We start from the raw sequence: 14,560 nt of genomic DNA, 5'->3' as shown, positions 1-14,560 counted from the left end.
CCAATCGGTATGGACACCGTCATCGAGTACTGCTTCGGCACCGGACACGCACCGCCGACACACTGGTGGACCGCGCCCGACCTCGACCTCGACGGTGACGGCCGGCTCGATGCCGTCGCTCTCGACTTCGACGGCGACGGTCGTAGCGACGATGCGATGTGGGATACCGACGGAGACGGCGTCGCCGACTTGGCAGCCCTCGATCTGGACGACGACGGCGTCCGCGAGAGCTTCTACGCCGACGGCGGCGGGGGACTGTGGGAGACGGCCGCGGACCCGCCGCCCGATACCGGCGCCGTCTCCGCCCGGCCTCCCGCCGAGACACCGCTCGACACCGACGGCGACGGCAGACCCGACACCGTCCTGCTCGACGGCGACGGCGACGGTTTCGCCGATGCCTACCGGCGCGTCGGCTACCGTGCCACCGGCTCCGACAGCAGTACGGGCCGAGCCGATCCCTCGGCCCGCTGACCGGACCGCCAGACGCCGGCGGCGGCGACGGCGTACAGCGCCGCACCCGCGAAGATCAGCGGCACACTGAAGCCGGTGGGCGGAATGACGAGTGCGGCCACGAAGATCGCCGCCACGAAGGCCGTGTTGAACAGCGCGTCCTGGACCGCGAACACCTGCCCGCGATAAGAGTCGTCGATGTCGCATTGCATCGCGACGTCGCCGCAGAGCTTGATCGTCTGTCCGGCGAGACCGACCAGCAGCGCCGCGATCAGCACCGGGACCGGACGGACCGAGAGCAGCATCAGTTCCGCGAACGCCCCGATCAGCAGGGCCCAGACCACTGTGCCCCGACGCCCGGCGCGCCGGACCGACACCGGCGTCGTCCCGGCCGCGATCAGCGCTCCGACAGCGACGAAGGCGCCGATCATGGCGATGGCCCGAACGTCGGCGCCCAGAGCGTCTCCGAGTTCGGTGTTCCGCACCAGCATGAGGAACATCAGCGTGTTCAGCCCGAACACCAGCCGGTGCGTCCCGATCGCGCTCAGCACGATGGCGACACTCGGCGTGCGCACCACGGCGCCGAGTCCGTGCGAGAGCCCCCGGACCACCGAATACGCCGCCGTGTGACCGACTCCGTCTGGATGGTCCGGTCCCAATTGACGCACCGCGAACCGGGTGGCCAGCAGCGCCGAGCACACGGCGAAGACCGCTCCCGCGAGCAGGGTGGCGCCCGAACCGCCGTTGTCGGCCCCGAAGATCATCCGCAGCGCACCGGAGACACCCGCTCCGGCCGCGAGCATCGCGGCGCCCACCGTCGTGAACACCGCATTCGTCTCCACGATCAGTTGCGGCGGCGCCACGTGCGGCAGGCTCGCCGACAGGCCCGACGCCACCAGCCGGCTGCAACCGGTCACCAGCAGCGCCGACAGCAGGACGACGGGTTCGGCGGTGTCGGTGCTCATGGTGATCGCCACCACGACCACAGCCGCGGCCCGCAGCAGGTTGACGAAGACGAGCACGCGTCGACGATCCCAGTGGTCGAGCAGGGCGCCGGCGAAGGGACCGAGGAGCGAGTAGGGGAGCAGCAGCACGGCGAAGCCGCCGGCGATCGCCATCGGATCGGTGTGCCTGTCGGGGTTGAAGAGGATCGAGAAGGCCAGCGCGGCTTGGAAAGCGCCGTCGCTCAGCTGACTCAGCAGACGGACCGCGAACAGCCGGAACAGCCCCGGGGCATGCGTTACCGACTGCAAACTCTTCACCAGTCGAGTTTACGGCTCATCTTGAGCCGGGGTGGCGGCGTCACCGGGCGCTGAGTGTCATTATTGAGGTGTGTCCGGCGCCGACTATCTGACCGATCAACCCGAGGTGAGTGCGGGAAGCCTGCTGATAGCGTCCACCGCTCTCACCGGGCCGACGTTCGCCCGCACGGTGATCTACGTGATCGAACACGATGAGCAGGGCACTCTCGGCGTGGTTCTGAACAGGATGTCGGACGCCGCGGTGTACAACGTGCTGCCCGCGTGGACCGAGCTCGCCGCCAGTCCTCGCGCGGTCTTCGTCGGCGGTCCCGTGGCGACCTCGTCGGCGCTCTGCCTCGGAGTCGCGAAGACCGGCGTCGACGTCAGCAAGCAGCCGCGTCTGCACCAGGTGCTCGGTCCGGTGGCGATGGTCGACCTCGACGCCGACCCGGACGAACTGGCACAGGTGCTCACCGGGGTCCGGATCTTCGCCGGCTACGCCGGCTGGGATGCCGGTCAGCTCGACGAGGAACTGGCGGAGGGCAGCTGGATCGTCGCCCAGGGCCTGCCCACCGATCTGCTGGCCGAACCCTCCGTCGACGTATGGCAGCGAGTGCTCGCCCGGCAGCCGTGGCCCCTGCCACTGCTGTCCACCTACCCTCGCCATCCCGAGGAGAACTAGGGCAGGTCGCCGGTCACCGCTTCGCCACCGGGACGACCATCATGTCCTCGCCGACGGTGACCCGGCCGTCGTATCCGCGTTGGGCTTCCTCGGTCCATACCTTGGGGTCGATCGTGCGTCCCCCGGTTTCTTCGATGTGTGACAGGACCAGAGACGGCACGTTCGCCTTTTGGGCGATGGGACCGACTTCGTTCACGAAAACGTGAGACTTGCGGTGGTGATCGATCACGTCCTCGGTGAGCCCGGCATCCGGCGGGATGCGGAGTGCCTCGTGGACGAGAACGTCCGACGAGTTCGCCAGCCTGATGAGGTTCTCCGAGTATCGAGTGTCGCCGGAGAACGTGACGGCGCCGTGGTCGGTGTCGAACCGGAAGGCGAAAGAGGGAAACACCGGGCCGTGTGGAACGAGCGTGGCCGTCACCTTGACCCGATCGTCTTCCATCACGGTGAACGGTGCCATGTCGGGGGCAGTGTTGTCCCAGCGCGCACCGGTTGCCGCCGGGATGGCGATCTCGTGGATGTCCGGGATGTCGCGAGGGTCACGGAAACCCGCATCGCGCATGAGGACGTTGCTGTTGTATGCGAAGGCCTCGTGGAGCCTGTCTGTCATCTCGCGGGTTCCGGGCGTCGGACTCTGCGGGGCGACAGTGGTCACCTGCCGGCCACCCAGCGCTTCCGGAAGCCCTCCGGCGGATCCGGGTCCGTAGACCGGGATACCGGTCGGGACGACGTCTCCGTTCTTCTCGCCGGTGGTACCGGCCATCATGAAGTAGTTGTAGTAGTCGGCGACATGGTCGGCGTGCAGATGGGTCAGGAAGACTCCCGCCATTTCCCGGTAGTGCAGTCCGGACCTCTTGTACTGCGTCACCGAGCTGCGACCGCAGTCGATCAGGTAAGTCTTCCCGTCCACCACCAGGGCCGTCGAGATGCCCACTCGCTCGGTCGCCGGCGGCGGTCCGGCCTTCGTGCCGAGCAGAACGAGCGTCAACTTCGACTGCTGCAGATCCGGTGGCATCGCCGTCGGCGTCGGCGAACTGGCCGCCGGTTGGGTCGATCCGCACGCGGCGACCAGACCGGCCCCGGTAAGCGCCGCCCCGCCTGCGAGCGCGGCGCGGAGGAAGTTCCGGCGGCCGAGATTCGACGAAGCCTTCTCGGCCACAGGCCGGCTGTCGTGCTCGTGATGTGAACCGCAATTCATTGCGGATTCCTTTCGATCAGTGGCGAAGAGAGACGGCGTGAGTCACAGCGGCGTCCGTGCGTCGCGGGCGTGCTGTGCCGGGCGGACGAGGAGGGCCTCGACGCCGTACTGCCGCCCATATGATGTGTACCCGGTCACAATTAGAATAGTCAAGAGACTTTCTAAAGTTCCCGGTGTTTTCGATGTTGCGGTGCGGTTCCGCATCACCGCTGAGCGGGGTGACCCACCGCCGAGTTCCGATCGTCAGCCATGTCTTAGCCGCCGCTGCCCCGACGGCGTTCGGCCCGGCCGGCCCGGACGCGGCGGAAGATGAGGAATCCGAACGCCGCGACACCGACGGCGACACCCACGATCAATGCCACCTCGGCGCCCAGAGTGGCGCCCACGCCGTACGAGACCAGCAGCACGGTCATCGTCCAGCTGATTCCGCCGATCGCGGAAGCGAGAGCGAATCGGGTGTATCTCATCCGCCGGGACCCCGCGAGCAGTGGCGTCACACTCCGGACGTATCCCACCCAGCGCGCCGAGGCGATCGCCAGGACCGCGTCGCCCGACTCGGGCGCCCGATAGCCGGAGGCGATCGCGCGGCGGACCACCTTCCGGCCGAGCCGCGTCCGGGCCAGCCGCGGGCCGGTGACCACGCCCACCGCGTAGCCGGTCGAGTCGCCGGCGATGGCCGCCACGGCGCAGACCGCGATCAGCACACCGATGACGGGCTTGCCGACGGCCGCCACCACGCCCGCGGCGATGAGCACCGCCTCGCTCGGGGCCACCAGTCCCACCACCGCGACCGCAGTCTCGAGATAGACGACCCCGCCCGCGATGAGGTAGACCGCCCATGCCGGGGCGGAGTCGACGAGATCGGTCAGCCGATCGGTCAATGTGTGCATATCCGCGCTTTTCGGGGCGAGACCGCGCGTGACGAGCGGCCGAATGGTCCGGCGGCTCAGTACCCCATGGTCCGGATGGCGTTGGCGAGCTGATCCAGCTGTTCCGGGCGCACATCGAGGTGAGGGCTGATCCGCAGCAGCGAATCCTCACCGGCGAGGGGCGCGCGCCAGGAGTCCGCCGCCGTGACCAGAAGCCCGATCTCCCGCAGTCGGTCGCGCGCGGCCTGCACGTCGGCCGGTCGCCATCCGGGCGGCGGCGCCAGGGTCACCAGTGCCGAAGGCTCGTCGACCGGCTCCATGACCTCCCAACTGCCGATCCCGTGCAGTCGTTCGCGCGCGATCCGTCCGATACCGGCCAACTCGGTGTACACACGCTGCTGTCCGATGTCGAGGAACTCGGCGACCGCCGTCGAGAGTGCCAGCTGACCGGCGATGAACGATTCCGACGGCAGCAGTCGCACGTCGATGCGCGAGTCGGGCCGGATGGCGATGAATCCGACGCCCCGGGGTCCGGTGAGCCACTTGCGCGAGGTGCCGTAGACCACATCCGCGCCGGTCACGGTGGGCACATGCCCCACCGACTGCGCCATGTCGACGATCACCGGAACGCCCGCGTTGTGCGCCACCTCGACGATCTTCGCCACCGGCTGCACCAGTCCGCTCGCCGAACCGATGTGGCAGACATGGATGAAGTCGGGCTGCTCGAACTGCAGCATGTTCTCCAGCGAGTCGACGTCGACGTGCCCGTACACGTCGCCCTCGGGCATGGTGCGGACCGCGAAGTCGCGGCGCTCGAACTCCAGCAGGTTGGGACCGAACTCATTCTTCGCGACCCATACCGTGGGGGAGAGCGGGAGCGCCATGGTGTTGAGCAGCGCCCGCAGCGCCGACCGCGCGCTGTCTCGGAAGACGATCTCCTCGGCGCGATGGCCGATCAGCGAGCCCAGTGCGCGGCGGCCGGCTTCGAGGGTCTCTGCGCGTTCGTCGGCGGCGATGTAGGAACCGTTCCTGGCCTCGCGGATCAGGTGTTCGTGCAGAGTCGTGATGACCGCATTCGACGAACGCCCGGCCGAGGCGGCGTCGAGATGCCCGATCGAGGGTTCCACTCTCGCTGCATGCCACTGTTCACCGAGTTCGCTGCAGTACATGCCTTGAATCTACCCTGTGGCTCCGGGCCCGATCAGTCGCCGTTGCGGTCCGCCCACCATGCGCGCAGGGCCGCCTCGGCGTCCTCGCGGCTCATCGGCCCGCTGTCGAGCCGAAGCTCCTTCAGGTACCGCCAGGCCTCACCGACCACCGGGCCGGGCGGGAGACCGAGCAGCTGCATGATCGCGTTGCCGTCGAGGTCCGGTCGGACCCGATCGAGGTCCTCGGCCTCCCGCAGCACGGCGATGCGGTGCTCGAGATCGTCGTACGTCTCCTGCAGACGGCGGGCGCGGCGCTTGTTGCGGGTGGTGCAGTCGGCGCGCACCAGCTTGTGGAGCCGGTCGAGGAGCGGACCGGCGTCGTTGACGTAACGGCGAACCGCCGAATCGGTCCACTTGCCGTCGCCGTAGCCGTGGAAGCGCAGGTGCAGGAAGACCAGCTGCGAGACGTCGTCGACGACCGCCTTCGGGTACTTGAGCGCGCGCATCCGCTTGCGGACCATCTTGGCGCCGACCACCTCGTGGTGGTGGAAGCTGACGCCGCCGCCCTCCTCGTGCCTGCGGGTGGCGGGCTTGCCGATGTCGTGCAGCAGCGCGGCCCAGCGCAGAACCGGGTCGGGGTCGCCGGTCTCGAGGTCGATCGCCTGCTTGAGCACCGTGAGCGAATGCTGGTAGACGTCCTTGTGCTGGTGATGCTCGTCGATGGTGAGCTTCATCCCCGGGATCTCGGGAATGATCAACTCGGCCAGACCCGTGTCCACCAGCAGGTCGACGGCCTCGATCGGATGCTCGCCGCAGATCATCTTGTCGAGTTCCACCCGGATCCGCTCGGCGGTGATCCGCTCGATCTGCCCGGCCATCTCACCGATGGCGCGGCGCACGCGGTCGGAGAGCCGGAAGCCCAGCTGTGAGACGAAACGCACGCCGCGCAGCATTCGGAGGGGATCGTCATTGAACGACGACTCCGGCGCGGCCGGGGTGTCGATGACGCCGGCGAGCAGATCCGCCATGCCGTCGAGCGGATCACAGAACTCCTGACCGCCCCCTGGGAGCAGCCGGACCGCCATCGCGTTGATGCGGAAGTCCCGGCGGATCAGATCGCCTTCGAGCGTGTCGCCGAAGGTCACGATGGGGTTCCGGCTCTGCTGGTCGTAGATGTCGGAGCGGAAGGTCGTGATCTCCACCGTCTCGCCCCCGCGCGCGGCGCTGACCGTGCCGAACTCGATGCCGGTGTCCCATACCGCGTCCCCCCAGGTCGAGAGGATCTCGGCGATCGTCTCGGGCCGGGCGTCGGTGGTGAAGTCGAGATCGCCCGCCAGTCGGCCGAGGACGGCGTCGCGCACCGAGCCCCCGACGAGATACAACTCGTGCCCGCGCTCGGCGAACCGGTCCGCCAGCGGAGTCAGGACGTCGCCGAGAGAGTTCAAGGTCACCGCCGCCGACGCCAGCAGTCGCGTACGCCGTTCGGAGCGCTCGGCGGCGCTCATCTGTCCACGTGGCGCTGTGTCGGTCATGGGATGACAGACTACCGACTGCCGACCCGCTCAACCTGTTCGGCTAACACCCGGTTACAAGCGGCTAGCATCGGGGTGTGTCCGCTGAACCCTCGCTGCAGCGCCCGGACGTCGATTCCGACGCTCCGGTGTCCGAGGGTGCCTCCGGGCCGAACGGCTCCGGCTCTCAGGATAATGCGGCGCAGGCCGCGGGCGGAAGCACCCAGGCCGGACGTTCCCGGCACAATCGGCGCGGCCGACGCCGGCGCGGCAGGCGTTCCGGACGCGGAGGCGGGCAGCAGCAGAGCACGGACTCTGCGGCCGAAGGGGGGTCCGGCGAATCGGCGAAACCGAAACCGGGACCGCGAAACGCGGGGTCGAAGGGCAACGGCGGCGCCAAGAACGCGGCGCCGAAGAACCTCACTTCGAAGGCAGGGTCGCAGCAGAGCGCCGACGACGGGCGGACCAAGCCGTCCGATCTCGCCAGCCGGGCGCGCCGCAGCGGGTCCAACAGTCCCGCGGCCATGCCTCGCACCAAGCGCCGTACCGCACGCAAGCCCGAGGCCGAGGGCGGACCGCGGCTGCACACGGTCCGCGAGACGTCGGCCGGCGGCCTGGTGCTCTCCGACATCGACGCTCCGTTCGGAGAGCTGTCGGCCGCGCTGATCGGCCGCATCGACAGGCGCGGGCGCATGATGTGGTCGCTTCCGAAGGGGCATATCGAGACCGGCGAGACGGCTGAGCAGACCGCGATCCGGGAGGTCGCCGAGGAGACCGGCATCGAAGGCACCATCGTCGCGCCGCTCGGCAAGATCGACTACTGGTTCGTCAGCGAGGGTCGCCGCATCCACAAGACGGTGCATCACTACCTCCTGCGATTCACCGGCGGCGAGCTGTCGGACGCCGACTACGAGGTCAGCGCCGTGGCGTGGGTCCCGTTGAGCGAGCTGCCCCGTCGACTGACGTACTCTGACGAGCGACGTCTGGCGCGGATGGCCGAATCGGTGATCGCTGATCTGCAGAGCGACCCACACCGGTTGGCGCAGTCAGAAGCCAGCTGCCTCCGCACCGAGCCGAACGACTATGAGAAAGCCGCAGCCGCACGCAACCAGCGACGCAACGAGCCGCCGCCGGCGCCGAAACCTCGTCGACGCCGGCGGCGCCCGCGTCGCACCGCATCCGGTGACAGCTGACCGAATCCCGTCGCGGCGTTCGTCACTTCTGTTCGTGCTGTCGGCGGTCGCCGTCCTGCTGGCCCTGACCGTCGGCGCAGTGCCTGTGGCGCACGCTGATTCGGCTTCCACCTCGTCGTACGCCACACTCGGACTGACCGAGGTCACTCCGACCACCGTCACCAGTTCCACCGGCGATCGTGTGACTGTCCGCGGTCGCGTGGTCAACACCGCGGGCAAACCGATCAGCGACGTCAGCGTGCGGCTGCAGCGCGGTCACGCGCTCACCGAGTCCTTCCAGCTGCGCAGCTCACTGACCTCACCCTCGGCCGACTACTCGGTGAGCAGCACCTCGCGGCACGTCACCGGCACCCTGGGAACCGGCGAGTCGGCCGATTTCACCATCTCGGTCCCCGTGAACGGCCCCACCGGTCTCGATCTCACCGAGGCCGGGGTGTATCCGCTGATGGTCGACGTGATCGGCACTCCGCGCGACGCGGGCACCGTGTCGATCGCGGATTCGCGCACGCTGCTCCCGGTGCTGTCGCTGCCCGCCAGCCGCACCCGCGCGCAGAACTACGTCGACCCGGCCACCGGTGCGCCCGGCGCTCCACTGCTCGGCCGGGACGGATCGATCGCGCCGAACACCTCCCGCCCCGCACCGTTCACGATGATCTGGCCGCTCGCGGCCGCACCGCAGGAAGCCGCGGGCATCCTCGGCGGCGGCACCGCGGAGCTGCGGCTCACGAGCGACGCCCTGGGCCATTCCCTGCAGCCCGACGGCCGCCTCGGGATGTCGTTGCAAGCGCTGGAGCAACTCGCGGGCACCGCGTCCTCCGACACTCCGCCGACCGTCGGCCCCGGAACCACCGAACCGGCGGCGAGTCCCGACGACCCGGTGCGCGACTCGACCTGTCTCGCCGTCGACCCCGACCTGCTGCTCACAGTCACGAGAATGGCCGACGGCTACGTCGTCACCGACGATCCGGCAGACCCCGAGGCCCGCACCCACGACGGGCAGGGCGCCTCGGCGGCCAAGTCGTGGCTGCGCGGCCTCACGCAGGTCGCGAGCCGAATGTGCGTCACCGCACTGCCTTTCGCACAGGCCGGCCTCGACTCCCTCCGCACCGTCAACGACGCCGGGCTCGCGCGGCGCGCCGTGCTGAATCCGTACGACACCGTCGATGCGATCCTCGGCGTCAAGACCGTGCGCGGTCTCACCATTCCCGCCACCGGAACGCTCACCGACGCCGGCCGCGATCTGCTGTCCGAACTCGGCGTCACCTCGGCGGCCATCGCAGCCACGTCGCTGACTCCTCTCGGCGCCGACCGCGCACCCACCTCGGGATCGGCGTCCGGCCGTTACCGGAGCCAGGCGACGCATCTGCAGAGCTACGACATCGCGATCAGCGCGGCCATCGGAGGCGCCGGGCTCACGCCGGTGGTGCCTGCGATCGTTCCCAACTGGCAGCAGCCGAACCTCTCGGGCGAGTCGGCGGTGAGCCGCAGGCAGGCGGCCGCCGCCGCCCTGGCCTTCCCGATGCTCGACGCTCCGGCGCCCACCGCGTCGGCCGAAGCGGATTCGACCAGGCTCCCGACCACCGGGCGGTCGGCGTTCATCATGCCGCCGACCTATTGGTCACCGACCGTGCAGGACGCACAGGCACTGCACGACACCGCCGAGCTCATGCTGTCTTCGGGCACCGCCCGCCCGGTGCCGCTCGCGACCGTGGTGGACGAGCTGCCTGCCGCTGCCACCCCCGCCGAACTCGACGTGCCCGGCGACATCTCGCCCGACGCGGCGGCGGGATACCCGATCACGCAGAGCGACGCCGAGACGGTGCGTCAGCGGCTGGACCGTATCGACCACATGCAGGCCGCCCTGGTCGGAAACGCCGAGACCGTCACCACGCCGGCCGAATACCTGGCGCCCTTGCGCGACGACCTGCTGCGCGCGGTGTCGAGCGCGTCGACCACCGATAACGCGGTGGCGCGCGGCCAGCGCACCGATCGGCTGACCGCGGTGGGCATCACTCTCGGCAACATGCAGCAAGCGGTCTCCCTGCTCGATCCCAGCGGCCGATACACCCTGGCCTCCGAGCGGAGCCCGCTGCTCCTGGTGGTCCGGAACGATCTGGCGCTTCCGATCCGGGTACGGCTGGACATCGACGCACCCAGCGCCCTGGAGGTGGGCGACGTCGGCACCGTCGAGATCCCGGCCGCCGGAACCCGGCAACTCCAGATCCCCACCCACGCGTCGAGCTCGGAACCGGCGACGGTGCACATCTCGCTGGTCACCTCCAGCGACGTGCCGCTGAGCACGCCCATCGAACTCTCGATCTACGCGAACGCGTACGGCAAGCCGCTGTTCTGGATCACCGTCGGTGCGGCCGTCATCTTGATCCTGCTGACCGCACGCCGGTTGTGGCATCGGTTCCGCGGCGAGCCCGACCCCGCCGACGAGGACCGGCCGGAGCCGGACGAGGAGGACCTGGAACAGGCGACGCTGAGCTATCAGGACAGACTTGAGGCGGAACGGGCCGCGGAGGGGCAACTCGACGGCGAGTTGCCCGGAGAACGCGCGGCGGGGGACTCTGGGCCGTGGGACAGTGGGCCGAGGGACAGCGGGGAGCGTGAATGAGCAATCGTCCGAACCAGCGCACCGGAGATCCGCGCGACGCCGGGCCGGGCGCCGCCAGGGCTGAGCCGGCGGCGGTGAGCCCCGGGGCGGCGAACGGCGGCGGAGCGGACGCTCCGGCGGTGAAGCCCGACGACTCCGACGTCGGCATCATGCGCACCGGCGGCTCCATCGCCATCGCGACCCTGATCAGCCGGATCACCGGATTCATCAGGACCGTCCTGGTCCTGGCGATGCTCGGCGGCGCGGTCGCGTCTGCCTTCCAGGCCGCCTACGTGCTCCCGAGCATGATCGCCGAAGTGGTCCTCGGCGCGGTGCTGACCGCCATCGTCATCCCGGTGCTGGTGCGCGCCGAGAACGAGGACGCCGACGGCGGCGCAGGCTTCATCAACCGCATCTTCACCCTGACGCTGGTGCTGCTCGGCGTCGCCAGTCTCATCGCGATCGTCGCGGCGCCCCTGCTGACCCTGTTGAACGTCGGCGACGGCCAGGTGAACCGGCCACTGACCACCGCACTCGCGTATCTGCTGCTGCCCGAGATCCTCTTCTACGGACTGTCGGCGCTGTTCATCGCGATTCTGAACATGAAGGGCCTGTTCAAACCCGGTGCGTGGGCGCCGGTCCTGAACAACATCGTTCAGATCACCACGCTGGTGCTGTACTGGGCGATGCCGGGCGAGATGACGCTGAACCCGGTCCGGATGTCGGAGCCGAAACTGCTCGTCCTCGGCATCGGCACCACGCTCGGCGTGGTGATGCAGGCCGCGATCCTGATGCCCTTCCTCCGCAAGGTCGGCGTCCACCTGAAGCTCGAGTGGGGTATCGACGCCCGGCTGCGGCAGTTCGGGGGCATGGCCGTCGCGATCGTCGCGTACGTCCTGGTACTGCAGGTCGGGCTCGTGATCACCTACCGGATCGCCGCCCACGCCACCGCGTCGGGAATCTCGGTGTACGCGACCCACTGGCAACTGCTCCAGCTGCCCTACGGCGTCCTCGGCGTCACCATCCTGACCGCGATCATGCCGCGCCTCTCGCGCAACGCGGCCGCCGACGACACCGACGCCGTCATCGACGACATGTCCCTCGCGACACGACTGACGATGATCGCGCTGGTACCGACGGTGGCCTTCATGACCTTCTTCGGCCCGGCCATCGGCATCGCGATCTTCAATTTCGGCAAGTTCGACGCCGATACCGCGTCCCAGCTGGGGTCGGTGCTGTCGTGGGGCGCGTTCACGTTGATTCCGTACGCGATGACGCTCGTGCAGCTGCGTGTGTTCTATGCGCGCGAGGACGCCTGGACCCCGACCCTCATGGTCGTCGGGATCACGGCCGTCAAGGTCGCGTCGTCGTATCTCGGTCCGGTGATCTTCGACGATCCCGAGCTCATCGTCCGGTGGCTCTCGCTCTCCAACGGTCTGGGCTATCTGGTGGGCGCGATCGTCGGTCAGATGCTGCTGCACAAGCGCCTCGGCATCACCCGGCTCTCCGACGTCACTCGGACGACATATCAGGCGATCGGGGTCTCGCTCGCCGTCGCACTCGCGGTGTGGCTCGTCGCCGATCTCACCGGACTCGACGAGATGTCGACGCAGGCGGGCAAGATCGGCTCGGTGGTCTATCTCGGATTCACCGCGATCATCGTCCTGGGCGTCACCTACCTGCTGCTGACCGCACTGAAGATCCCCGAGATGGTCACCATCAGCAACACGGTGCAGCGTCTCCTCGGACGGTTCATTCCGGCACTCGCCCCTGCACCCACACCGTCGGCCGACGACTCCGACTCGCGGACGATGACCATCCAGATCCCGCGGATCACCTCGGACGATTCGGTCCCGTACGCTGGTCAAGTAGACGTCCGTCGCCGGTTCGATCGAGGCACCGCGACGTGGCAGGAGTATTCGGTGTTGTCCGGCGGGGCGGTGGGCGAGACCATGGTCCTCCCGGTTGTGGGAGGTCCCGGTCCTCGACCTCGGCCCTACGGGCCACCACGTCAACGAGGAGTTCCGCCGATGGGCCAGAACGGCAACAAGGGCGGCCGTCCGACCGGCCCGGCCGCCGGTTCGCCGACTGGTCCGTCCAGTGAGGCCACCCGCATCATGGGACCGCCGCGCGGACCTCGCCTGGTTCCGGGCGCCGCCATCGCCGGTGGGCGCTACCGCCTCCTCGAGAAGGAGGGCGGAACCCGCGGCCTGGAGTTCTGGCGCGCCAAGGACACCGGACTCGACCGCGAAGTCGGCCTCACGTTCGTCGACCCCGAACAGAAGGCGCCGCCGATCCGGCCGGGCGACCGCGACGACGACACCGGTCCCCGCGCGATTCTGAATCGCACCCGTCGGCTCGGCCAGCTCCACTCGGCCGGCGTGGCCCGGGTGCTCGACGTGGTCCGCAGCGCCTCCGGCGGCGTGATCGTCACCGAATGGATTCACGGCTCCTCGCTCAAGGAGGTCGCGGCCACGTCGCCGTCGGCGATGGGTGCCGCGCGCGCGGTCCGGGCTCTGGCAGCGGGCGCCGAAGCAGCGCACCGCACCGGTGCGACCCTGTCGATCGACCATCCGGACCGGATCCGCGTCAGCACCGACGGTGATGCGGTCCTCGCCTTCCCGGCGGTCATCCCCGGTGACGACCGGACCGGCGACGTCCGCGGTCTCGGAGCGGTCCTGTACGCACTGCTGCTCAACCGCTGGCCGCTCGACGCCGCCACCGGTGCGGTCGCGACAGCGGGTTCCGCGCCGGTCGGCGGGATTCCGCCCGCCGAGCCCGATCCCGAGCATCCGTCGCGTCCGATCGCACCGCGCGCGGTGAAGCCCGAGATCCCGTTCGAGATCTCGGCCGTCGCCTCGCGCGCTCTCGAGGGCGACCGGGGCATCCGCACCGCGGCCACCGTCCAGCACGTCCTGGACCAGGCGACCGTGGTCGATCTCAAGACCGACATGATCCCGCGCGTCGAGTCCCGGGAGGCTCCGGTCTCCGTCGCGCCGCTGTCGAGGACGCGCAAGGAACGCCTGCTGGGCGAGGGTGAGGCGGGTCGCCGCAACACCGCGCTGCTGGCGGGCGCCGGTCTGTTCGTGCTCTTCCTGATCGTCGCCGTGGTGGTCGCGATGACCAACGTCTTCGGCGGCTCGGGCAACACCGAGTCCGATATCGACTCGATCCTGCCGAGTGAGAGCGCATCGGCGACGTCGGCACCCGCTCGCACTCCCGCGGCTCCGGCGGTGAGCCTCAAGTCGGTGACGCTCCTGGACGTGTCCGGCGAACCGCCCGACTCCGCACCGAACATCCAGAACGTGCTCACCGGCACCCCGCCGGCCTGGCGGACCGACGCCTACCGTGGCAGTCCGCAGTTCGGCGGTCTCAAGTCGGGGATGGGGCTGCTCTTCGCCACCGGCGGCGACAACACCGTGCGATCGGTGACGATCACGACCACCACTCCCGGCTTCCAAGTGGAGCTGCGGACGTCGGACCAGAGGTCTCCGACCAGCCTCGATCAGACCACGCAGGTCGGCGGCGGAACCGTGGACTCCAAGTCCACGACGATCAAGGTCGACGAGCCGGCGTCGGCGCCGTACTTCATCGTCTGGCTCACCACTCTGCCCGTGGGGCCGAGCGGCGACTACCAGGCCGTGATCTCGAAGGTCAGCGTCTCCTGAC

10 protein-coding genes are annotated in these 14,560 nt (G+C 69.2%); 5 read left to right on the top strand and 5 right to left on the bottom strand.

Annotation, left to right across the window (positions count from 1 at the left end):
* Nucleotides 1-9 precede the first annotated feature (9 nt).
* Complete coding sequence (locus tag ACE11G_RS00140; RefSeq protein WP_222110772.1) at nucleotides 10-471, top strand: hypothetical protein; 462 nt, start codon at nucleotides 10-12, stop codon at nucleotides 469-471.
* Here ACE11G_RS00140 and ACE11G_RS00135 read toward each other — a convergent pair.
* Entirely contained in the window at nucleotides 414-1,712 is a 1,299-nt protein-coding gene (locus ACE11G_RS00135; RefSeq protein ID WP_222110773.1) for an MFS transporter, read from the bottom strand. The genes ACE11G_RS00140 and ACE11G_RS00135 overlap by 58 nt on opposite strands.
* A gap of 70 nt (nucleotides 1,713-1,782) precedes the next feature.
* Here ACE11G_RS00135 and ACE11G_RS00130 point away from each other — a divergent pair, with 70 nt between their 5' ends.
* Entirely contained in the window at nucleotides 1,783-2,373 is a 591-nt protein-coding gene (locus ACE11G_RS00130; RefSeq protein ID WP_045537089.1) for a YqgE/AlgH family protein, read from the top strand.
* A gap of 13 nt (nucleotides 2,374-2,386) precedes the next feature.
* On the opposite strand, the gene ACE11G_RS00125 is transcribed toward ACE11G_RS00130, so the two are convergent.
* From ACE11G_RS00125 to ACE11G_RS00110, 4 genes are all read right to left on the bottom strand, one after another.
* Nucleotides 2,387-3,571 (bottom strand): MBL fold metallo-hydrolase, encoded by a 1,185-nt coding sequence (locus tag ACE11G_RS00125; RefSeq protein ID WP_375003280.1) that lies wholly within the window; start codon nucleotides 3,569-3,571, stop codon nucleotides 2,387-2,389.
* A gap of 254 nt (nucleotides 3,572-3,825) precedes the next feature.
* Nucleotides 3,826-4,461 (bottom strand): DedA family protein, encoded by a 636-nt coding sequence (locus tag ACE11G_RS00120; RefSeq protein WP_006896745.1) that lies wholly within the window; start codon nucleotides 4,459-4,461, stop codon nucleotides 3,826-3,828.
* 56 nt (nucleotides 4,462-4,517) lie between these two features.
* Complete coding sequence (locus ACE11G_RS00115; protein WP_375003278.1) at nucleotides 4,518-5,609, bottom strand: aminotransferase class V-fold PLP-dependent enzyme; 1,092 nt, start codon at nucleotides 5,607-5,609, stop codon at nucleotides 4,518-4,520.
* A 32-nt stretch (nucleotides 5,610-5,641) separates the two neighbouring features.
* Entirely contained in the window at nucleotides 5,642-7,093 is a 1,452-nt protein-coding gene (locus ACE11G_RS00110) for a CCA tRNA nucleotidyltransferase (protein ID WP_082083886.1), read from the bottom strand.
* Between the two features lie 104 nt (nucleotides 7,094-7,197).
* On the opposite strand from ACE11G_RS00110, the gene ACE11G_RS00105 reads away from it, so the two are divergent.
* From ACE11G_RS00105 to murJ, 3 genes are read left to right on the top strand one after another with little or no spacing between them, the layout of a single operon-like run.
* Nucleotides 7,198-8,292 carry an NUDIX hydrolase gene (locus tag ACE11G_RS00105; protein ID WP_346074745.1) on the top strand — a complete coding sequence of 365 codons (1,095 nt, stop codon included), beginning with the start codon at nucleotides 7,198-7,200 and terminating at the stop codon, nucleotides 8,290-8,292.
* Nucleotides 8,282-10,912 (top strand): DUF6049 family protein, encoded by a 2,631-nt coding sequence (locus ACE11G_RS00100; protein WP_174302290.1) that lies wholly within the window; start codon nucleotides 8,282-8,284, stop codon nucleotides 10,910-10,912. Before ACE11G_RS00105 ends, ACE11G_RS00100 begins: the two co-directional genes overlap by 11 nt.
* Nucleotides 10,909-14,559, top strand: coding sequence for a murein biosynthesis integral membrane protein MurJ (gene murJ, locus ACE11G_RS00095; protein WP_375003275.1), 3,651 nt, complete (start codon nucleotides 10,909-10,911; stop codon nucleotides 14,557-14,559). Before ACE11G_RS00100 ends, murJ begins: the two co-directional genes overlap by 4 nt.
* Nucleotide 14,560 lies beyond the last annotated feature (1 nt).

This window comes from Gordonia sp. PS3, assembly GCF_041950545.1.
GTDB classification, from domain to species: Bacteria; Actinomycetota; Actinomycetes; order Mycobacteriales; family Mycobacteriaceae; genus Gordonia; species Gordonia sihwensis.
This window is presented reverse-complemented; position numbering and strand designations above follow the sequence as displayed.

Excerpts from the sequence above, each read along its gene's own strand:
- ACE11G_RS00140 (WP_222110772.1), top strand. The coding sequence starts at position 10 with ATGGACACCGTCATCGAGTACTGCTTCGGCACCGGACACGCACCGCCG.
- ACE11G_RS00125 (WP_375003280.1), bottom strand. The coding sequence starts at position 3,571 with ATGAATTGCGGTTCACATCACGAGCACGACAGCCGGCCTGTGGCCGAG.
- ACE11G_RS00120 (WP_006896745.1), bottom strand. The coding sequence starts at position 4,461 with ATGCACACATTGACCGATCGGCTGACCGATCTCGTCGACTCCGCCCCG.
- ACE11G_RS00115 (WP_375003278.1), bottom strand. The coding sequence starts at position 5,609 with ATGTACTGCAGCGAACTCGGTGAACAGTGGCATGCAGCGAGAGTGGAA.
- ACE11G_RS00110 (WP_082083886.1), bottom strand. The coding sequence starts at position 7,093 with ATGAGCGCCGCCGAGCGCTCCGAACGGCGTACGCGACTGCTGGCGTCG.
- murJ (WP_375003275.1), top strand. The coding sequence starts at position 10,909 with ATGAGCAATCGTCCGAACCAGCGCACCGGAGATCCGCGCGACGCCGGG.